16 protein-coding genes are annotated in these 21,803 nt (G+C 51.2%); all 16 read left to right on the top strand.

Annotation, left to right across the window (positions count from 1 at the left end):
* Positions 1-4: 4 nt before the first annotated feature.
* The 16 genes from ACOQPM_RS20930 to ACOQPM_RS20855 all read left to right on the top strand — a co-directional run bounded on the left by ACOQPM_RS20930 (position 5) and on the right by ACOQPM_RS20855 (position 21,793).
* Positions 5-1,693 carry a B12-binding domain-containing radical SAM protein gene (locus ACOQPM_RS20930; protein ID WP_420632200.1) on the top strand — a complete coding sequence of 563 codons (1,689 nt, stop codon included), beginning with the start codon at positions 5-7 and terminating at the stop codon, positions 1,691-1,693.
* Between the two features lie 193 nt (positions 1,694-1,886).
* Entirely contained in the window at positions 1,887-3,776 is a 1,890-nt protein-coding gene (locus tag ACOQPM_RS20925) for a tetratricopeptide repeat protein (RefSeq protein ID WP_420632199.1), read from the top strand.
* Positions 3,777-3,941: 165 nt separating this feature from the next.
* A complete protein-coding gene (locus tag ACOQPM_RS20920) occupies positions 3,942-4,172 on the top strand; it encodes a hypothetical protein (RefSeq protein ID WP_420632198.1) in 231 nt (76 codons plus the stop codon).
* Positions 4,173-6,041, top strand: a complete 1,869-nt coding sequence (locus tag ACOQPM_RS20915; RefSeq protein ID WP_420632197.1) for a carbamoyltransferase — start codon at positions 4,173-4,175, stop codon at positions 6,039-6,041.
* Positions 6,041-7,267, top strand: coding sequence for a hypothetical protein (locus ACOQPM_RS20910; RefSeq protein ID WP_420632196.1), 1,227 nt, complete (start codon positions 6,041-6,043; stop codon positions 7,265-7,267). The genes ACOQPM_RS20915 and ACOQPM_RS20910 overlap by 1 nt, the downstream gene beginning before the upstream one ends.
* A gap of 35 nt (positions 7,268-7,302) precedes the next feature.
* Positions 7,303-7,485 (top strand): DUF5989 family protein, encoded by a 183-nt coding sequence (locus ACOQPM_RS20905; protein WP_420632195.1) that lies wholly within the window; start codon positions 7,303-7,305, stop codon positions 7,483-7,485.
* Between the two features lie 376 nt (positions 7,486-7,861).
* Positions 7,862-10,573: a sialidase family protein gene (locus ACOQPM_RS20900; RefSeq protein ID WP_420632194.1), complete on the top strand. Its 2,712-nt coding sequence runs from the start codon at positions 7,862-7,864 to the stop codon at positions 10,571-10,573.
* 137 nt (positions 10,574-10,710) lie between these two features.
* Complete coding sequence (locus ACOQPM_RS20895) at positions 10,711-10,998, top strand: hypothetical protein (RefSeq protein ID WP_420632193.1); 288 nt, start codon at positions 10,711-10,713, stop codon at positions 10,996-10,998.
* Between the two features lie 214 nt (positions 10,999-11,212).
* Positions 11,213-13,057 carry an alkaline phosphatase family protein gene (locus ACOQPM_RS20890; protein ID WP_420632192.1) on the top strand — a complete coding sequence of 615 codons (1,845 nt, stop codon included), beginning with the start codon at positions 11,213-11,215 and terminating at the stop codon, positions 13,055-13,057.
* Entirely contained in the window at positions 13,044-13,634 is a 591-nt protein-coding gene (locus ACOQPM_RS20885) for a hypothetical protein (protein ID WP_420632191.1), read from the top strand. The genes ACOQPM_RS20890 and ACOQPM_RS20885 overlap by 14 nt, the downstream gene beginning before the upstream one ends.
* A gap of 23 nt (positions 13,635-13,657) precedes the next feature.
* On the top strand, positions 13,658-15,187 hold the full coding sequence (locus tag ACOQPM_RS20880) for a sulfatase (protein ID WP_420632404.1): 1,530 nt from the start codon (positions 13,658-13,660) through the stop codon (positions 15,185-15,187).
* A 136-nt stretch (positions 15,188-15,323) separates the two neighbouring features.
* Entirely contained in the window at positions 15,324-16,112 is a 789-nt protein-coding gene (locus ACOQPM_RS20875) for an ABC transporter permease (RefSeq protein WP_420632190.1), read from the top strand.
* 118 nt (positions 16,113-16,230) lie between these two features.
* Positions 16,231-17,499 (top strand): ABC transporter ATP-binding protein, encoded by a 1,269-nt coding sequence (locus ACOQPM_RS20870; protein WP_420632189.1) that lies wholly within the window; start codon positions 16,231-16,233, stop codon positions 17,497-17,499.
* 89 nt (positions 17,500-17,588) lie between these two features.
* Positions 17,589-18,917 (top strand): glycosyltransferase family 4 protein, encoded by a 1,329-nt coding sequence (locus tag ACOQPM_RS20865; protein ID WP_420632188.1) that lies wholly within the window; start codon positions 17,589-17,591, stop codon positions 18,915-18,917.
* Between the two features lie 5 nt (positions 18,918-18,922).
* On the top strand, positions 18,923-20,296 hold the full coding sequence (locus ACOQPM_RS20860; protein ID WP_420632187.1) for an ArnT family glycosyltransferase: 1,374 nt from the start codon (positions 18,923-18,925) through the stop codon (positions 20,294-20,296).
* A gap of 15 nt (positions 20,297-20,311) precedes the next feature.
* The gene (locus ACOQPM_RS20855) at positions 20,312-21,793 is read left to right on the top strand and encodes a sialidase family protein (RefSeq protein WP_420632186.1); all 1,482 of its coding nucleotides are present in this window, start codon (positions 20,312-20,314) and stop codon (positions 21,791-21,793) included.
* The last annotated feature ends 10 nt before the right edge of the window (positions 21,794-21,803 follow it).

The following is a 21,803-nucleotide window of genomic DNA, read 5'->3' as shown; positions in this document are numbered from 1 at the left end:
TGCAATGAGTCAAGTTAAGCTCGAAGATGTAGATGTAAAAAAGAAAAAGAAGAATCGTAAAAAGGATCCCCTCCGTGAAAATTTAGGGACACGTCGCGTACCCAAGTTACGCATGGCTAACTTTCCTGATGCAGATGAAATTGTGCACCAGGGTTTGTTGGAAGAAGCGCGTGGCCCCAATGCCGTTGATATTGTTTTGGTAAATCCACCTACGCCTGATGGTGGCTTGTGGATTCGTACGCAGCATCGCGTAGGTCGCCGCACGCGCGAAAATATGGTTTGGCCCCAGGTTTCGCTGGCTCAGATGTCGGCCATGCTGCACCCAGAGCATTCTGTGGCGGTTATTGATGCCAATGCAGAGCGGATGAGTTGGCCGGCGTTTGCAAAAAAGCTGGATGAGCTCAAGCCTAAATATTATCTGACCCAGGTAACAGCCCCTACACTGGAAAATGATATGTATGGCTGCTTTTTGGCCAAAGCGCGCGGTGCCCAAACGATTGCTTTTGGCACCCATGTCACCCCAATTCCGCGCGAGACGATGCGGCCGTATCCAGCATTAGACTATATTTTGCTGGGTGAGCCGGATTTGACGATCCGTGATTTGCTGGACGTGCTGGAAGGCAAAGTAGACCAGCGGCCAGACAATATCCAAAAGATTTTTGATGATCACGACCCAATGTACGAACCTGCCCTTGATGACGATGGCAATGTCATCATGGAAAAGATCAAGGGGCTGGTTTGGCGTGATGGCGAAGAAATTATCGTGAACATGACGCGGCCGTTTATCCCCAACCTGGATGACATGCCCCTGCCCATGCACGAGCTGTTGCCCTGGCAAGATTACCGGATGCCCTTGATCAAGGGGCCGTTCACATTCATTGTTACTAGCCGTGGCTGCCCCGCAGGTTGTACCTACTGCATTAAGCATGTAAGCTACCAATTCTCTGTGCGGCTGCGCTCGGCCGAGAACATTATGGAAGAGTTGTGGAAGCTCAAGAATATGGGTCTCAACAACATTCATATGTACGCCGATCTCTTCACTGTCAATCGTGAACAGGTGATGGATTTGTGCCAGCGCATGATTGATGAGAAGATTAACATCAAATGGACCTGCAACAGCCGTGTGGATTATGTAGATGAAGAGATGCTCACGATGATGGGCAAAGCAGGCAACTGGTTGATCTCTTGGGGTATTGAAAGTGGCAGTGAGCAAATTTTGCGCCATGCTCGCAAAGGTGCTTACCCAGACAAAGCCGCACGCTCCCTGCAATGGGCTCGCAATGCTGGCATCAAAAACTGGGGTTACTTTATCATTGGTTTGCCGGGTGAAACCGAAGAAACGATTCGGGAAACCATAGATTTCTCTAAAGGATTACCGTTAGACATTGCTCTTTTCCATGTGGCAGCACCCTATCCTGGTACACCATTCTTCTTTGAAGTGGTGAAAAATGGCTGGTTCCGTCCTGGAACGCGCTGGGAGCAGGTGGATATGGACAAGGGCACGGTGTTGGATTATGAAGGTCTACCAGCCGAACGGCTGCTTTACTGGCAGCGGCGGGCCTTCCGTGAGTGGGCGCTCCGCCCAGGGCCAATCATGACTTATCTCAAGATGGTTGCTTCAGACATCTCAACGGTCAAATCTGCTTTGAGTGTTGGTTGGCAAACCCTGAGTTGGCAGGCCAACCGCGATTAAGTAATATCCCCAGCGGCTGAGGATGCTCGCACCCCCGCCAGAACGCTTGGCCGCTGGGTTTTCCCAATTTGTAATATTTCCATTTCCATCTGTAGAAACGGTTTCTGGGCGGCAAATTTGCTTGCTTTGGCTGTTTGTGCATAAACATGGCTCATTCGATCTGATTTGAGCGACGGACGAAAATAGAAGTACCGTGACTGAATTAGCAAATGATCGTTGGTTTCCGGTATTCAACACCGGTTTGGCTTTGGCAACAGCTTCGCTGTGGTATTTTTCTTCTGGGCGAATTGGTTGGCCGTTAATTGTCGCTATTTTGGTGCCGTGGGGATTGCGTATTGCGGCAGGTCGTTTCCCATATCGCCAATCCCGTTTTGATGGCTGGCTTTTTCTTTTTGGGGTAACGGCCGTATTCAGCACCTTTACCGCCTACAGCAGCGAAGTGGCCGCTGGCAAGTTCTGGATTTTGGTTGGAGCAATGGCTGTCTTTTTGGCCATTGTGTCTGTTTCCCGGCGAGATGTGTGGCTGTTGGCTGGGGCGTCTGGCCCGGTAGGGGCGCTGCTGGCCATCTACTTTGTAATGAGCAACAATTGGCGACAGTGGCCCGCCGATATTGGCATTTTTAACCGCATTGGCATGGCTTGGATGTCGTTACGGCCGTCTTTTCCTCTCCCTGTGCTGCACCCCAACACCCTGGCCGGTATGATGGCCCTGCTGTTTCCTTTTACAGTGGCCTTTGCCCTTTTTGCCTGGCACAAACGGCAAATTCGCTGGTTACAGTTAGCGGCCGTTTCTGGGGTAGTTACCGCTGGCGGTCTTATTTTCACCAGTTCACTGGGCGCTTGGTTGGCTTTGGCAGTTGGATTAAGCATTTGGGGGCTATGGTGGGGCAGCGGTCAGCTACAAAAAAGAACGCCATTTTCTCAAAAGATTATTTTTGCTGTGCTGATGAGCCTTTTGTTTTTAGTCGGCCTTGTCATTTTTCGTTTGATTTTGGGTTCTGGGCTGGGTCAGGAGGATTCCAGCACCCGGCTCGGTTTGGCTCAGCAAACTTACTTCTTAATTCAGGATTTTGCACTCACTGGGGGCGGCTTGGGCAGTTTCCCAGCTTTGTATGCTCAGTATGCCCAGGTAACACCTTCATTTTTTGCGGCTTACAGCAACTTGTATTTTGATATTTGGTTGGAACAAGGCTTTTTGGCTTTAGTGGCGATGGTGATGCTGTTGGGGGGCGGTTTTTGGCTGTTGTTCAAACGGTCTGCCTGGCGGCAACCCATCGCCAAAAAAGAGCCGACGGCCGAAACTATTTTAGCAACGGCCGTTCCCCACAGGCGCAAACGGCGGCGCAGGCAAGAAGTGCAGGCGAGTGAAATGGTCTGGTTTCAGTGGGCGACGTTTGTTAGCCTGGTGGCGATGGCACTGCATGGGCTGATTGATGATGCGCTTTACGGTAATTTGGCCTCGCCGCTGCTGTTTTTTGCCCCAGCAATGGCCATCGTGGTTACCCGGCGTCGTTCTGACAAAGCCCCAACGAATGGGGTGCGCCGGCAGCGTTGGGCATGGGGGTTGGGGGCAACGGCCGTTTTCCTTGTCGGTCTCTTCTTTGGCTTCCGGCAAACGGTGCAGGCGCAATGGTATGCCAACCTGGGCGCATTAGAGCTGGCACGGGCAGAGCTGGTTGGTTGGCCCACAAATCAGTGGGATGCTGGCGAGAATTTAGAACGTTTTGAGCCAGCCACGGCCCAATTTGAACGGGCTTTGGCCATTGATCCACAAAATCGTACGGCACACCACCGTTTAGGTTTAATTGCGCTGGTAGAACGAGATTTTGAAACGGCCGTTGCCCATTTAGAGCAAGCTCACGAGCAAGCGCCAAACTATCGGGGGATTGTCAAAACGCTGGGATATAGTTACGTTTGGCTTGGTCAATTTGATCAGGCCGCAGAAATATTAGCCATCATTCCCGAAGCGCGTGCCGAAATGAATATCTACAATAGCTGGTGGGAGCGACAAAATCGCCCCGATCTGGCCACAAAGGCCGGCGAAATGGCGAGCATTTTGGAAAATGCAACCGCTTCAAAGTAAAGATAGCAAAGCTCGTTGTTCATCTTAAGAAACTTTGCAGCATTGACCCATTACTCTGTAAAAATGTTTGATAGCAAACCAATTAATCAACCGGCACAACTCCCCAAATTGCTATCAGCACATTCAAATTGAAATCTCAATCCTTAAACTGTGTGAGGGAAAATTATGAAGGAAGCATTAAGTAGGTTCTGGGCAGCATGGAAAAAATTTGGTTACTTTTTAGGAGATTTGGTGGCGCGCATTGTGCTGACGCTCTTCTACTTCACCATCTTTTTACCGTTTGGTTTAATTGTTACCCTGTTCAGCGATCAGCTGGATATGAAGGATTTAACTCCCTCCTGGTTAGAACGCAAAACAAGAGATTTAACCCTGGACGACGCACGGAGGCTTTGGTAAATGTATATTTTAGGCGTATCTTGCTACTATCACGATTCGGCTGCTGCCATTTTGAAAGATGGTGAACTGATTGCTGCTTCTGAAGAAGAGCGATTTTCTCGCAAAAAGCATGATTTTGGCTATCCTACCCACGCAATTGCCTTTTGCCTGGAGGAAGCTGGCATTACTGCTCAAGATTTAGATTATGTGGTTTTTTATGAAAAACCGCTGCAAAAGTTTGAGCGAATTTTGATGACCACGCTGCAAACCTTCCCGCAATCGTATCCAGTTTTCCGTGAGTCCATGGTGGCTTGGTTTAATGAGAAGCTGTGGATTAAGGGCGAATTGCTCACCAAACTAGATATTCCAGATGAGAAGCTGCTGTTTGTAGAGCATCACCTGAGTCATGCGGCCAGCGCCTTTTTCTGCTCACCGTACGAAGAAGCGGCCGTTCTCACAGTAGATGGCGTGGGGGAATGGACAACCACGACGCTGGGCAAAGCCTCTGCTATTTGGGAACAAACCCCAGACGGTACGCCCGGTAGCCAAAGCAGCAACAGCATCGAGCTGTTCCAGGAGATGAAGTTCCCGCACTCCATCGGGTTGCTTTATTCAGCCTTTACCGCCTTTTTGGGCTTCCGCGTAAACAACGGTGAATACAAAGTGATGGGCATGTCCCCTTACGGCAAGCCCAACCGCATGGACGATGTGTACAAAGTATTCAACATCGGCGATGATGCCAGCTTCCGCCTCAATATGGATTACTTTACCTTCCACAAATCCACCAAGCGGACGTTTAGCAACAAATTTATTGATCTGTTCGGTGAGCCGCGCGTGCACGATTCCATTTTCTACACGCCGACAACCCACCCCAACAAAGACCATCCGCAGTGGAACCAAAAAACGGCCGAACAAAATCAATATTACGCCGACATCGCCGCTAGCATCCAGCGTGTAACCGAAGATGCCATGCTGAAGATGGTGGCTCACGCTTACAAGCAGACGGGGCTGAAGAACCTGTGTATTGCGGGTGGTGTGGCGCTGAACTCGGTGGCAAACGGCCGTATCATGCGCGAAGGTCCGTTCGAAAGCGTCTACATCCAGCCTGCTGCCGGTGACGCAGGTGGCGCGCTGGGCGCAGCCTTGTACGCCTATCACGTTTTGCTGGGCAAGCCACGCAAATTCTTTATGGAATCTGCCTACTGGGGCAAATCCTACTCCCACGACGAACATAAAGCTGCCATTGAAGATTATGGTTATAGTTACGAATATGTTGGTGATACCGACAAGGTAGCCGAGCGCATGGTAGATGACATGCTCGCCAAGCGCGTCATTGGTTTGTACCAGGGCCGCTTTGAGTGGGGGCCACGCGCATTGGGCAACCGTTCTATCATGGCCGACCCGCGCGGCGCAGAAATGAAGGGCATCGTTAATGAACGCATCAAGTTCCGCGAACCGTTCCGGCCCTTTGCGCCAGTTGTCTTGGAAGACCGCGCACCAGAGTTTTGGCAAGATTTGGATGACCACAAGAAGACATATCCCTACCGGTACATGCTGGCCGTTTGCCGCACCCAGCCAGGGCAGGGGCATAAAATTCAGGCGGTGGACCATGAGGGAAGCGGCCGTATTCAAACCGTCCGTCGTGAGTGGAATCCGCTCTACTATCGTGCCATCGAACTGTTTGGCGAAGCCACTGGCGTACCGGTTTTGCTGAATACCAGCTTTAACCTACGCGGCGAGCCCATTGTTACCACACCAACCAACGCACTAAACACTTTCACCCAGAGTGATATAGATACGCTCTACATGGATGGCTTCATTGTTCGTAAGGATCAAAACAAGAATCGCACGATAAAAAAGCCTGAAAATACATTCGTGAAGGATTTATAATGCGGAAGTTGTTGCAAAATTTGGCGCTAATGCTTTTTAGTTTGCTGTTTACCCTCGCTTTGCTAGAAGGGGCAGCCCGAATTTTCAAGTTAGGAACGGGGCTGTTTTGGCAACCAGATGCTGAACTAGGCTGGGTTAACATTCCCGAGGCCAGCGGCTGGGAATCTTGTTACGGTGAGTGTGAGATTCGCGTGACGATTAACAGCCAGGGGCTGCGCGACCATGAAATTCCTTACGAGAATGAGTCTGGTGCCAGGCGCATACTTATGCTTGGCGATTCGACCACGGCGGCCATGCAGGTTGAGTTAGAAGAAACGTTTGTAAAGCAGCTTGAAGCCGAATTGAACGATAATGCAGGCGACTGGGAAGTGATTAACGCGGGTGTAAATGCGTATGGCACTGATAATGAGCTGCTTTTTTATCGGCTTGAGGGCGAAAAATACGATCCAGATATTGTTTTCCTAAATATGTATCTGGCTAATGATGTATACAATAACCATCCCACGCTGGAGCTGCGCTATGGTGGGCAAAGTGCCAAACCATACTTTACGCTAAATGATGATGGTGAACTGGAACTGCAAAACTTTCCAGTTGAGGATACGTCCACGTTTGGGACACGGGTTGGCACCTTTTTAAAGAAAAATTTCCAATTGCCTCGCTTCGTGGCTCAAACGTTAGCACTACGAGGCGAGATTCCCGGCTGGATGCAGCCTATCGTTCGCCTTTTTGGTGGTGGTCGTGGGGCAACGCAGGTAGCTGACGATGCAGCTACAGCTGCAGATGGTGAGGGAAATAGTGAGGGTTCGGAAACGGCCGTATCCCAAACACCCCCTCGCCGCCCAGACATTTGCGACCCAGACGCCCTGCCCATCATCGAAAACGCCTGGAACGTAACCGAAGCGCTCATTTTGGAACTGGAACAAGAAGTGAAAGCCAATGGCGCTGAGTTGGCAGTCATGATCATCCCGGCGGCACCACAAATTGTGCCGCCAGACGGTGATGCCGAATGGTATTGCAACGTCCCCAATGACCGCTTGACAACTTTCCTGGACGAAGCAGGTATTCCCTACCTAGATATGTTGCCAGATTTTCGTGATGAAGCAGTAGCTGGGAACGGACCTTACTATTTTGAGCGCGATTTTCATATGAACGCGCTGGGACACGATCTAACATCTGAATTGTTGTATCAATTTGTAGACGAAACCTTTGTGAACGCCGATAATTAGCTTTTGGCAAAAGAGACTTTTAGGAGAAATAAATCATGAAAAAATTCCTGCGAAGCATGTCATCCAATGTAGGTGTAGTTGGAGAGTTAATGGGCTTTTTCTGGGCAAATAAACGTTGGTGGCTCATTCCAATGGTTACCCTTTTGCTCGTGTTTGGCTTGCTGGTTATTTTTGGCCAAGCGTCTGGTCTGGCACCATTCATCTACACGCTGTTCTAAATTATTTGCTGCACCTTACCCTTTAACAATGAATCTCCCCGCCAGGCGCTTGTAAGCCAGGGCGGGGAGGGAATTTTATCGTTGGCAAGCCAGTGGTGGTTATAACTTATAACTGGCCAATGCCACTATTTTGTTTCTACTGGCGCGTTGTGCTTCTGTGTAAAAGCAGGAAAGTTCTTGAAAATAAGCAGAAACAGTTCTCCTGCTTTTACTTGAGCAAATCACTACAAAGCTGAGTCGCTTATTTTGATACCTTTGTGTGATTTGCTAGGTGAAGCGCAGCGCGTTTGCTGTATCGTTATTGATCGCAGTGCCGGAGCCATTTAAGCCATCTTACTACCCCCGCCAAGACACTGCCACACATTCTTTGATTATCATGAATAAATTCTCAAACCCTTTAATGTATCGTCTGTTTCTATTTGTCTTGGTGTTGGCACTTTTGGTGGTTAGTGGGTTAACCGTTCTGGCTCAGTCTGAAGACGAGCGCATCTGGAGTGACCCGCTTAACATTTCTGGGAGTGGTGCTGCTTCAGACCCCTCTTTATCGCAGGATAGCAGCGATACGTACCATCTATTTTGGCGTGATGAATTCTCTGGCATTTTTTATACATCTGGTGACGGGCAGACGTGGGCAGACCCAGTCGCCCCTCGTTTTCCGTTTAGTGAACCGCCTTTTGGCGCGGTTGGTGAAGATGGGTTTGAGGGCTTTTTTACCCCATCTGTTTTCGTAGATCCCCAAGATGTGGCACACGCGCTTTGGGTAAATGAAGACGATGAACTTTTTTACAGCCGGGCGGGTGTGGCAGATGTGGCGGCGGGAGCAGCAGGGTGGGTTGGTCCGCAGCTCATCTCTCGCAATGTGTTTCGGTATGAGATCATTGCGGGGGCAAACGGCCGTCTCCACATGCTTTACCTCACCACCAGAACCACTGAGACGGTAGCGGCTGGTATCGTTTACCGGTTCTCGGATGATGGCGGGGCCGTTTGGTCATTCCCAGTTAACATTTATGCGTCAGATTATTATCGCACCATCACCCCAGGTGAGGCTAATTTCCACGTTTCAATGGCTAATGGTGAAAACGTCATTCTCGTTTGGGATAACCGAGACTTAGATACCGTATTTGTAACCCGCTCCACTGACAACGGAGCTACTTGGGAAGAACCTCGTGCAGTTGATCAGCGGCTAGAGGAAGACCCTGTGGATTCACAGGGTCCAGCCCAAATTAATGTATATACAAACGACGACAATGTTAATCTTACTTGGCGAGCCAGCCATGCAGCAGAGCAATGTACTCAGTACGTCCAGCAGTCGGACGACAATGGTCAGGCGTGGGGGGACGTGCAGGCGGTTCACATTGATGAATTGGATTGCCCAGCAGGCGGCCGTTTTGTGCAGGGCACTAATGGCTTACTGTTTCTCATCACTACCCTGGATGACAATGTGTACATGCAGGCGCAGGATGGCGACCAGTGGAGCCGACCAATTTTGCAAGGCCCAATGGGTACTTTTACCGACCCGGTTACCTTTCGCAACGTTCGCTTTGAGTGCTACCAAACCGATGTGACCCCTGAGAATCGGCTGGTTGTGGTTGGCTGTGGCAGCAGCAACGATGATGATATTTGGCTCATTTCTCGTCCGCTAGGAACCATAGAAAATTGGTCTTCGCGCTTTGTACCTACTTCTGTTTGGAGCCAACCCATTGCCGTAGCAACGGCCGAAGTGCAAATGCTACAGCCAGACATTGTCATTGGCTCCGATGAGCGAATGCACGCCTTCTGGAGCCAGTCGCAAAACCCAGTAGAGACGAGCCGCATCACAAACCCGTTGAACATTCCCGGCAACGAGATTTTTTACTCTCGCTTTGACGCTGGGCAATGGTCTGCTCCCAGACCTGTGTTGCGCTCGCCAAGCGGCAGCCAGGCAGATTTTCCGGCACTGGCATCCGATAATCAGGGTAGTCTTTTTGTGGCCTGGGCAGGCAACCAGCCTAACGGCGTTTACTTTAGCCGCGCCCTGGCTGACCGGGCTGCTTCTGTGACGGAATGGATTTCGCCGCAGCTGTTGCCCGCCCCCCGCGAATCTGCAACCTGGCCCAGCATTGCCTCGGACGGCGAAAGTACCATTTACGTAGCGTACACAATCCCGTTAAATGAAGACCGTGGCATTTACCTAACGCGCTCAGAAGATGATGGTGATAGCTGGTCTGATGCAATCACTGTGTTTGACGGCATTGAAGCTGAGTGGGACTTGATAGGCCCGGCGGCATTGAGCCGCACGCTGGACGGCACGCTCCATTTGCTTTGGACGCGCTGGACGCAGCTACCGGAGATGCAGGCTGTGGCCCTGGCCTATGCACGCTCTGAGGACAACGGACAAACCTGGTCTGAGCCAGAGATTGTGGCAGAAGAGCCGCTGTTGGGGAGTGCGTTGCTGGGTGTGCAGGAACGTTTTGTGCACAGAACCTGGACTGGATTGATTGACGGCCGTCCCGTCATCTGGCATCAATTTTCTGAGGATGGTGGCATTACCTGGGGGCCGGCTGGGCGCATTGTAGACCCTGGCTTGATTTCTGGCCCTACCGCGCTCATTGCGGATCACAACGAGAATCCAATCGTGGTGCAGCTAGCCGAAACCAACGCGGGTCAACTGGTTCTGCAGGAATGGATTTGGACTGGCGACCGCTGGATTGGTGGTGAACGGCGCGAATTGCAGGATACGGCCGTAAACGCAGATGCGATATCGGCCATTGCTGCCCCTGACGGCCAAATTGCCGTTATGTACGGTAGCCTCATTGGCGATGAAGCCACATTGACAGACGAATTATTCTACATCAGCCGCCAATGGCAGGTGGATGATCCAGAGATGACGCGGACGCCGTTACCCACCATTACGCCAACGCCAGAAGTGCTCCCGACAGAAACACCGGTTCCGCCACCCTCACCAACACCAACGGCAACGCTGGCACCGGTACAAAACACCGGCCCACTGGGCGGTAGCTCTGGCGGCATCATTGTGGGGGTTGTCGTTGCCCTCCTGTTGGTTGCCATTATTTTCACGATTGGTTGGCGAATTACCCGTGCCAAGTAAGGTGCATCTTAAGAGAGCAACAGTACCATCAAACCCGTACCATCAAGGCCAATAACTGTTGGCTGGGGGATGTGAATATGGTACATCCTGAAATTTGCCAATTAGCTGTTTAGTTAGAAAGAAAGGAGTTACAACTCATGAAACGTATCATTGTTGCCGGATTGTTTACATCATTATTTGCTCTAGTTGGGGTTACTTCTGTATTTGCCGCTCCACCAGCCTACATTGACCCGAACACGGGCGGTATGCTGGCTCAGGCTTTGATTGTTGTGTTGGGCATGTTGACCGGCGTATGGTTCTTCTTTGCCAATCGCATTAAGCTGTTCTTCAATCGAATTACCCGTAACCGCCGAGCAGAAAGCAATGAGCCAGTTGCTCAGGAAGTTGTAACTCAAGAAGCTCCTCAAGAGAACTCAGTTCCTTAATGAGAACCCATTCTGTTGCCGCCGACTATTATAGGTGGCAGCAGTTTGTAACAGCGCAAACAACCGTTTGCGGTCGTGCTTGCCGAAAGGCACAAAAGTATTACCAAGACATCTGGCTATTTCGGTAAGCATGTGGTTCGTTCCTCAATGGTTTTTCACCACTGCTTCTCACCGCTGCCACCAATTTAGCAATTAAAAAACCTTAAAGATTATTATGCGTGTAGTCATTATTGGCTTAGATGCCTTTGAACCAAGACGTTTTGAACGTCTGTACGAAGAGGGTCGGGTGCCGAACCTGGCGCGGTATGTGGATGTAGATGCGTACGCTCGCTTTACGGTGTCAAATCCGCCCCAGAGTGAAGTTTCCTGGACCAGTATTGCCACCGGGCTAAACCCCGGCGGACATGGTATGTTCGATTTTGTCCATCGCAATCCTGAAAATTATGCTTTGAATGTTTCTCTGCTGCCAACCAAGAGTGGCTTTGGTGGGGTGCAATTTGCAGAACCATTTTCAGCCAAGACGATTTTTGACCAGGCTGTGGCACAGGGGTATCCGGCGACGGCTTTGTGGTGGCCTGCTTTGTTTCCAGCGCGGATGCGGTCACCAGTACGGTCTCTGCCTGGTTTGGGTACGCCCGATTTGCTAGGGCGTTTGGGCGTGGGAACGCTTTTCACCACAGATAGGGGTTTGGCACAGGCAAACGGCCGTAAAACCCCGGTCGCCATTCTAGAAAAAGTAGGGAACAAGAAGTACAAATCTGTGGTGGCTGGGCCAATGCGTAAGGCAAAAGGGGGCGTCGCACCGGCTACCCATGAGTTGCTTGTGGAGCAGATTGGCAGCGACACGGTGCAGGTAACGCTGGAAAAGCATCGGCTTGAGCTGCGTTTGGGCGAATGGAGCCCCATTTTGGAGCTTAAGTTCAAAATTGGCTTTTTGGTTTCACTGCCCAGCATTACCCAACTGATTTTGACCCAGGTGGGGGATGAATTGAGCATTTACGCTTTGCCGCTGCAAATTCATCCACTGCGCTCTGCCTGGCACTATGGTACCCCAACCAATTTTGTGCGGGATTCCTGGAAGAATGCTGGCCCATTCCTGACGGTTGGCTGGCCGCAGGACACTACCGCGCTGGAAGACGGCTTTATTGAAGATGATCATTTCATCCGCCTGTGTGAGTCTATTGTGGCGATGCGGGAACGGGTGCTGATGCACCATTTGGATTCCTTCAAGGAAGGTGTGTTGGGCTGTGTGTTTGACACGCTGGATCGGATGCAGCATATGTTCTGGCGGGATCGGCCGGATTTGATTGACGAATGGTATATAAAAATGGATGCGCTGGTGGGTCGGGTGGAGCAAAAGCTGGCTGCCAAGGGCATTAAAGATATGACGAAATTGGTCATCATTTCTGATCATGGTTTTACTGAGTTTGGTCAGAAAGCACACTTGAACCGCTGGCTGCAAGAGCATGGATATTTGACGGCGAAAACGGCCGTTACCAAAGGTAACTTCAGCGATGTAGATTGGAACCAAACCCATGCTTACGGCATTGGCCTGAACAGCCTATATCTGAATTTGAACGGCCGCGAAGGCAAAGGCATCGTCCAGGCTGGTGAGCAGGAAAATCTGCTGAACAAAATGTGCGATGAGCTTTTGCAATGGGAAGCCCCCAACGGCCAGAAAGTTGTCAACAAAGTTTGGCGCAACAAAGACGTATTTGACGGGCCGCTCTCTTCTTACGGGCCAGACGTGATGGTGGGCTTTGCCTCTGGCTTTCGCGCCTCGTCCCAAACGGGGCTGGGCGGTTGGGAAGAAGACGCCATCGAGACAAACAATGATCATTGGGGAGCCGACCACTGCATTGACCCCAATGTGGTGCCAGGCGTGCTGTTTTGTAGTCATGGCCTGGGCAATTTCCCCAGCCCTTCTTACCGAGATATTCCCATGTTAACCATCGGCTCCAAGCCAGATGCTAGCGGTTCAGCGCCACCGCCAACCTCTAGCGGTACGGAATCTGATGAAGTGATTGAAGAAAGGTTAAAGAGCCTTGGCTACCTCTAATGTAACTCCAGAAACGGCCGTACCCCAGGCCGAACCAATGAAAACAGCAGCCGTGAAGCGGGGTGTGAACCGCGCCACGTTGTGGATTGTGTTTGCAGCGGCTGTTTTTCCCACCCATTTTTGGGCACTTGTGGACTTTTTGCGTGAATATCCTGCCTGGATAAAGCGGATGAACACGAGCGAACTGCTCGGATCATTCTCTTACATAATGGGATTTGCCTTGCCCGATGCGATTGTGCTTTTCCTGGGGGTGTTGGTGTTGGCACTTATTGTGCCTTACCGATTTTTCCGCGAAAAGTTTGCCGCATTGGGGAGTGCGGTGGCGTTGATAACGGCCGTTTGGTTTATGATCTTCCATTCGTTTCCAAAATGGCTGGAGATGCGCCAAATGGTGCCGCTGGCGCTTTGGGCGGCAAGCTACCTGTTGGTCATGGGCGTTGCTTACTTCCAAATTTTACGCAATCCCAAAGCAGAAGCCCTGGTAGATAGCTTTATGCAGCGTGCTGCACCTTTGGCCGGACTTTACTTGTTTATTGATTTTCTCAGCCTAATCAACGTGCTGATTCGCAACTTTTAATTTGAGGTTACCCTGTGACGAAAATGAATCGCCGCACTTTTTTGAAGCTGCTGCCTACCGTCCCATTTTTTAGAGTTGCCTGGCCTGTAGTGGAAACGGCCGTAAGCAACAAAATCAATCCGGCACAAAGCAGTGACCAACCCAATATCCTGTTCCTGGTCTTCGACACGCTCACGGCGCAGCACATGTCCCTGTATGGCTACAACCGGGAAACCACGCCCCACATGGCCCGCTTTGCCGAAAAATCTACCGTATTTCACAAGCATGTGTCCGGCGGCAACTTCACCTCACCCGGCACCAGCACTTTGATGACAGGCACTTACCCCTGGACGCACCGTGCCATTCAGCTACATGGCTTGGTACACGACGAATTTGTGCAGAAAAATATCTTCTCGCAAATGCCAGACAGCTACCACACGGTGGCTTACACTCACAATTTGCTGGTGATGTCGTTGCTGCACCAGTTCCGGGGCGATTTAGACCTGTTCAAAAAGACTCGCGAGCTTTGTTTGTCTGATGGGCAATTTTCTGACCGCCTCTTTTTCGATGATTACACGCACGCATTTTGGGCGGAAACAACGGCCCTGCAAGGCGGCGCAACGCCACCTGGGGCACTGTTCCTTTCCTTGCTGGATCGATTTGCCAACTTTGCTGAAACGCGCGGCTTTGAACAAGAGTTGGCGGCACTTTACCCGCGCGGCGTTCCCAATTTGCATACCCTTTCCTTCTTGCTGGAAGACGCCATTGATTGGATTGAAGAGCAAGTAGTGACGATGCCCCAGCCATTCATGGGCTATTTCCATCTGTTGCCGCCGCACGAGCCGTACACCCCTCGCGCCGAGTTCATTGATATTTTCACCGATGGCTGGCAGCCAACCGAAAAGCCGAAGCTGTTTGGCTCTCAACATATGCCGCAGGCTGCCCTGAACCGAGAACGACGCCTGTATGATGAGTTTATTGCTTTTACCGATGCTGAATTCGGCCGTTTGATGGATAACCTGGAACAGCAAGGCGTGTTCGACAACACCTACATTATTCTCACCAGCGATCACGGCGAACTTTTTGAGCGCGGCATTCGTGGCCACGTAACACTGACGCTTTATGAAGGATTGAATCATTTACCGCTGGTCATTCACAAACCAGGGCAGCAAAGCCGCGAGGATGTTTTCCAGCGCACCACCGCTGCAGACATTCTGCCCACGCTTATGCAGCTTACCGGTCAACCCGTGCCAGATTGGTGCGAAGGAGCCGTGCTGCCCACCTTTGGTGGCGCAGAAGCACCTGAAGATCGGTTTGTGTATGCTGTTGAGGCCAAGAGTAACCCAAAATATGCTGCACTTACTGAGGCAACCGTGGCCATGTACCAGGATGATGTGAAGCTGATTCGTTACTTTGGGTATACAGACGACGACAAGTACGAATTGTATAACTTAAAAGACGATCCAGAAGAGTTAAACAATATTTATGAAAGCGAAAAAGGGTTGGCAGACGATCTGACAATGGCGTTAAAAGACAAAATTTTCGCTGAAAATGCACCTTACCGGGATGAGTAATTTAGCCCCCTCCCTAGCCCTCCCCCGCAGGGGGAGGGGACACAGCTCCCTCTCCCTTGAGGGAGAGGGTTGGGGTGAGGGTGAAAAGCACCCACATGAGTTACCAAATTAAATTGTAACCTGAGGAATATTTTCGATGATTGCACACGTACAAAACTTATTCCAATTTCGTGAACTTATAGGCATGTGGGCCTTCCGTGAGATTCGGGTGCGCTACAAGCAGTCGCTATTGGGTGCGACCTGGGCTGTGTTGCAGCCGCTGGCGCTGATGCTGATGTTTACATTCGTGTTTTCCCAGATTGCGCGGATTCCAACGGATCAACCATATCCTATCTTTTCTTACACCGCGCTGCTGCCGTGGACGCTTTTTGCCACTTCAATTAGCTTCGGTGTGAATTCACTCATCAACAACATGAATTTGGTAACCAAAACGTACTTCCCGCGTGAGGTTCTGCCGCTGGGTGTTATTGGTGCAGCGCTGTTTGATTTTCTGATCGCTTCCAGCATTTTTGTGCTGCTGATGATTTATTACCAGGTGCCGATCACGATTCATTTCTTGTGGATTCCAGTGTTCTTGGTAATTCAGATTTTCTTGATGTTGGGCATTATTTTAATTGGCTCGGCGCTAACCGTTTTTTACCGGGACGTGCGGTTTGTGGTGCCGTTGGGGCTGCAATTGTGGATGTATGCCACGCCAATTATTTACCCAATTACCCTGGTTGAAGAAAATATGCCGCAGTATCGTACTCTGTATGCACTGAATCCGATGGTGGGCATTGTGGAATCTTATCGGGATGTGATTTTGGAGGGTGTGCCGCCGAATTATAGTGATTTGGGCATTGCTGCGGCCGTTTCCGTCATTTTGTTTATTGTGGCGTACATTATTTTTAAGCGCCTGGAAGTATTGTTTAACGATCTCATTTAATTGCTACCAATACTGAACTTTAGGAAATTAAGATGAGTTGCAATCTAGAAATCGTATATCTTTACTACACCAATGATGACTACTGCCAAACATTGGCAGTTCTTTGTAGGAGGCATGGATGAAACCTGCTGTACGATTTGAAAATGTATCAAAACGGTATGAACTAGGTACTGGGCAAACCAGTATCAAGCGCCTCATAACGAAACCGTTTAAAAGAAATAGAGCTGTTCCGGCAAGCCAGATTTTGTGGGCATTGAAGGATGTGAGCTTTGCCATTAAACCTGGCTCTGCGTTGGGTTTGGTGGGGCCGAACGGGTCTGGCAAAACGACTTCGCTAAAGCTGCTGTCTAAAATTACGTTTCCGTCAGCGGGGAAGGTGCATATTAACGGCCGTATCTCCGCGCTCATTGAGTTAGGGGCCGGTTTTCACCCAGATTTGACCGGACGGGAGAACGTTTACCTCAATGGCGCCATCCTCGGTATGAAAAAAGAGGACATTGACAAACGATTTGATCAAATTGTTGATTTTTCTGGCATCGATCGCTTCATTGACACGCCCGTGAAGCGGTACTCATCCGGGATGTATGTGCGGCTTGGTTTTTCGGTGGCGGCACATGTGGAGCCAGACGTGCTGCTAGTGGACGAAGTGTTGGCCGTGGGTGATGCCCAATTCCGCCAAAAGTGCGCCCGCCGCATTGAGGAGCTACAGGCCATCGGCACGACGATTGTTTTTGTGGCACATAACCTCTATTTGGTGCGTAGCGTTTGCGATAAAGCGGTCTTCTTGTTGAAGGGCGTGGTGCAGCAGCAGGGCGATGTAGATGAAGTGCTAAACAATTATGAGAATTGGCTCATTGAGCAGCAAATTAAAGCGGGTGGCACACCGGCAACTGCCATGCGGGGCAAGATTGCTGGTCATTCACAGGATGTCTCCATTCAGGAAATTGCGGTTCACAACTTAAATAGCGGTTCGACAGAAGATTTTAAATATAACGATGGAGCCGAAATTCGCGTACATTACAAAACAAACAAGCCAATCAAAGACCCCAATTTGGTAGTACGCATCACCCGCGCCGATGGAGCCACCGCTGCCATGATTCGCACGGCCGATTACGGCTTGAAGCTGGATGATTTAGAAGGTGAAGGTGTTATTTCGCTCAAGATGGATGAATTGCAATTGGCGACGGGCGGCTACGTGCTGAACGTTTCGCTGCTGGGGCCCATTGATGGTGTGGCGCTGGCTTGGGGCAACTCACGCTGGATTCAGGTGTCTGGCATTAGCTTGGGACATGAGGAAAGCAGCGGCATGTTTGTACCAAGAATTGCTGCGGCAAGCGTACAGGACAAGCGGAACGTCATTGAGATGGCACAGGAAGCAGTTTCCTAAAGCGCGTTAAAATTATTTAGTGATTTCTGAGACTGGAGATTGGAGACCAAAGTATCTCCGGTTTCCAGTCTCTTGTTTTTAATGATTTGATGACTACTCTAACAAAAATGACCGAGGCTGGAACGGCCGCTTCGACTCCGCTCAGTGCAGGTGCATCTTCCCCAACTGGTTTGCGCGTAGCCTACGTGCTGCAAAATGTAGGCGTGGATTTGGCTGCCGAGGTGGGGCAAATGATGCTCATCCGCCAAACCATACAGGGTCTGGAGGAGCGCGGTCATCAGGTGGAGTTGCTGAATTTGCAGGGGCGTGATGTGGTAGCGTACCCTAATGTAGCAGATTTGAGCCAGCAGCGGCAGGTGAAGTTAGGTGTGAGCGGCAAACGGCCGTATCAACTCATTGAGGGCGGTTTACGACGGCTGCACAGCGCATTGAAGCTTCCGTACCTGGCCGGCTTCGACTCCCGCCGCTTTTACGAAGCCTGTGTCCGTGCCTTGCCCAATTACCAAATTTGCCATGAATATGCCGGGCTGCTAAGCGTCGGCGCGGCCTATGCCAGCCAAAAAACCAACACACCGCTGGTGTTGACGGTAGACGCCGATCTGCTACTGGAAGCCGACGTGATGGGCGAACCAATTACCGGCACCCGACGCAAAGCAGCAACTTGGGCGGCCAGTAAAAGTTATGAATTGGCCAGCCAAATAGTGACGGTTTCTGAGCCAACGAAGGCAAATCTGGTTAAGAATTGGAGTGTACCTGCTGAAAAAATTAAGATCATTCCCAATGGCGTGAATGTGGCTCATTTTCAGCAGCCAGTGGACACGCGGCAAGTTCGGACAGAATTTGGTTTGGGGGATGCCCCAACCATCATGTTTGTGGGTGGCTTCCAGATGTGGCATGGGCTGGATAAGCTGCTAGAAGCCGTAGCGGTGTTAAAAAATGTGCTGCCGCAGGTGCGTTTGCTGTTAGTAGGTGATGGCCCGGCACGGCCGTTTGTCGAAGATAATATTTACCGCTTGAATCTGGAAAAATATGTGACCATCACCGGATTTTTGCCCCATGCTAAGATTCCTGAACTGCTGGCGGTAGCGGACGTGGTGACTGTGCCTTACCCCAAGCTGCCCCAGGAGATGTGGTTCTCCCCGCTGAAGCTGTATGAGTACATGGCGGCTGGTAAGGCAATTGTGGCCTCCAGTGCGGGGCAGATTAAAAATGTGATTCGGCACAATGAAAATGGTTTGCTGGTAGCCCCTGGCGCAGTGGCCGATTTGGCCGACGCCTGTTTGCACCTATTGCAAAACGAGGCGGAACGCACGCGGCTGGGGCAAAATGCCCAGCAGGAAGCGGAAAAAGAGCACGCCTGGGCGCGCCAAATTGAACGATTGGAGCAGGTATACGAGGCTGCTCTTAGGGGTCGGTAGCTGCTATGTCTGGGATTGTACCGTCTACCCAAACGTCGCAAGCGGAACGGCCGTTTCCGTTGCAGATGCGCTGGCTCTCAGCACGCAATCTGCTGCTGCTGATGGTTGTGCTGGAGTTGGGCTGGCTGGCTGTGATTTGGCTAACCCGGGCAACGGCTGCCACCCACAAGCTGCTGCCACTCACTATTTCGACAATCGTCATTGGGGCAGCAGTTCTGCTTCTGCCGGATCGTTTCTTTGGTTGGTTGCCTCTGGAAAACGGCCGCATTGTCCAGAACGAGACACGCATTTTATTGTTGCTTGGGCTGTTCATTGGTGTGGTTCTCTTCATTTTTGCGGCACAGCAGCGAGTGTGGACGTTTGATGAAGAGGGAAATTTGCGGGCAGCAACGGCCGTTGCCAATGAAGGCATCGGCGCGCTCTTTGAAAACTATGATCGCCGCCCCTGGCTGGGCAAGCAGCACCCACCATTGGTGCCAATACTATATGGCTTGGGGATGAATGTGCTAGGCACGTCCCAACTTGCCGGGCGCACGATGACTGTCCTGTTTGCCCTGGGAACTGGCTGGCTCACCTACCTGATCGGTCGCCGCTTATTTGACCGCCGCACGGCGTTGCTGGGTACGCTGCTGTTGTTTAGCTTCCCGTTGGTGTTTCGCTTGGGCGCAGCGGCGATGGTTGAAACGCCGCTCACCTTCTTTTTTACGCTCACGGTGCTGCTCACCTTAAGATTGGCAGAAAAACCCACGATTGGCCGCCTGCTGCTGGTAGGTTTGGCCATTGGCGCGGGGTTGCTCTCTAAATACACGATGGTTTTTGTACTGCCCCTAGCGTTTGGCATCATGGTGGTGCAGCAATCATTTGGGCAGGCGGTACGCTACTTTGGCGTGATGGGCCTCATCGGCGTACTGTTTTTGGCAGGCTGGCTGCTTTTTGCCAATCAGCTAGATGTGCTGCAGCGGCAGCTAGCCACCGTTTGGGAATATGCTGGATTGGTGTTGACAAATGAATACGGCCGTAACGTCCTCTTTGAAACAATGACCAACCGCCTTCCTTCTGGGCTAGGGGTTTACAACTTGCCCCTGTTTGCGTTGGGCGGCATCGTCGTGTTAAATCGTCGGCAAAAAGCTGACTGGATTCTTTTAATTTGGATGTTTAGCGTGTGGCTACCGTTGTCACTCACCTTACCCGACCACCGCTACTTTTTACCCTCGTTCCCGGCTTTGGCTCTAATCGCTGCACTCGGTTTGCAGCACATTCCCAAAGGCAGGCTTTCTCTGCAAACGACGCGAGGGGTGCTGCTGTCATTACTTTTGGCAGCCAGCACATTGTATTTGTATGTGGATTGGGTTCGGGCAGCCGAACTCTTCATTGAGTAAAGTGGTATTTGTGTGATGAAAAAGCTAACCTCGATTTTATTGTTGATTGTGATGATGGGCATTTTGTGGGGAACGGCCGTGCCCACCCAGGCGCAGGACGAATCGCTCCTCTGGACTGTTCCTCGCCTGCTTTCCACCCCCGGCATCTTTGAAACCAGCGAAACGGAAATCATTTCTGACCCGCACGGCTTTCTCCACGTCTTCTGGACAGAAACCAACCCCGAAGACGGTGTCACCTCCATTCAATACGCCACCTTCGATGGCGTCGCCTGGTCGCAACCCAATGATGTTTACGCCTCTGCTCCAGATATTGATGTGGTGACATTTGCAGCCGCCCTGGGGCAAGATGGCACGTTGCACTTAGCTTGGTCAGAAGGCAATACGGGGCCTATCTATTACACAAATGCGCCAGCTCTGGAAGCCTACTCAGCACGGGTTTGGGAACGGCCTACATCTTTTGGCTTTCCTGCTTATCGTATGAAGCTCATCGTAGACAGCAAAAACGTACTTCACCTAATGTTCATCAACTTCTATGGGCAAGAACCAGGCGTTTATTACACACGCTCTGCGGATTTTGGGGAAACCTGGCTTACCACCGTTTGGATCGATCCCGATATTCCCACCTATGACACACCGAACGTGCTTAAGTTCCTGGTAGATGATAAGGATGGTTTGCATGCTTCCTGGTATTACGCGGCGACCGATCTGTCTAGCCCGTTGGGCGAGTGGGTTCGTTACGTAAACTCTTTTGATGGTGGTGTAACCTGGTCTTCCCCATTTTCGGTGGATCGTGCTGACGATTCAGTTGACGAGCTGCGGCAACCCTATCCTGGGCTGGCGGTGTCTGGTGATACGGTGCACATGGTTTACGCAGGCAACAATGTGACTCAGCGTGAACACCGCTACTCGTTAGATCGGGGTGTTACTTGGAGCGAAACCGAGCGCGTGATGGGCAATTTACAAGGCCAGGCGCTTGGGGATGGCTTTGCCTACGACAGCTTGGGGCGCGTCCATTTCTTTGGTCAGATTCGTTGGCCGCAGGGCGTGTATCACACCACTTGGGATCCTGCTAATCCAGAAGCTGGTTGGACGGAGCCACAGATGGCCTATGTCATATCTCGCAGCCCGGAAGAGGGACGTGAAGGGCGTTACCATGCTCACTCGGTTCGGGCAGGCACAATTAACGGCAATATTTTGGTGGTTACGTTTACCGATGAGGCAACGGGACCTCTCTACGTCATTTGGCGGAAGCTGGACGATGCACCTGAAATTGCGCCTTTGGCCATGCCCACGCCCACGCCCACGCCAGAAGCCACGGCCACACCTGCGGCAGACGTAACGCCCACGTCTACGCCGCCCCCGTTTGCTGGCACTGATTTGGCCATGCCTGAGGCGCCACCGAACGCTGGTTTGGGTATTTGGTTGGGTGTCTTGCCTACGTTGCTGTTAATAGGCGGCGTGTTTGGTTTTCGCTTTTATCGGCTGCGAAACAGATAAAATTCCTGAC

Origin of the sequence: Candidatus Leptofilum sp. (assembly GCF_965223525.1) — a bacterium.
Classification (GTDB): Bacteria; Chloroflexota; Anaerolineae; order Promineifilales; family Promineifilaceae; genus Leptofilum.
Note: the sequence above shows the minus strand (reverse complement) of the source record. Positions and strands in the feature narration are given on the sequence as shown.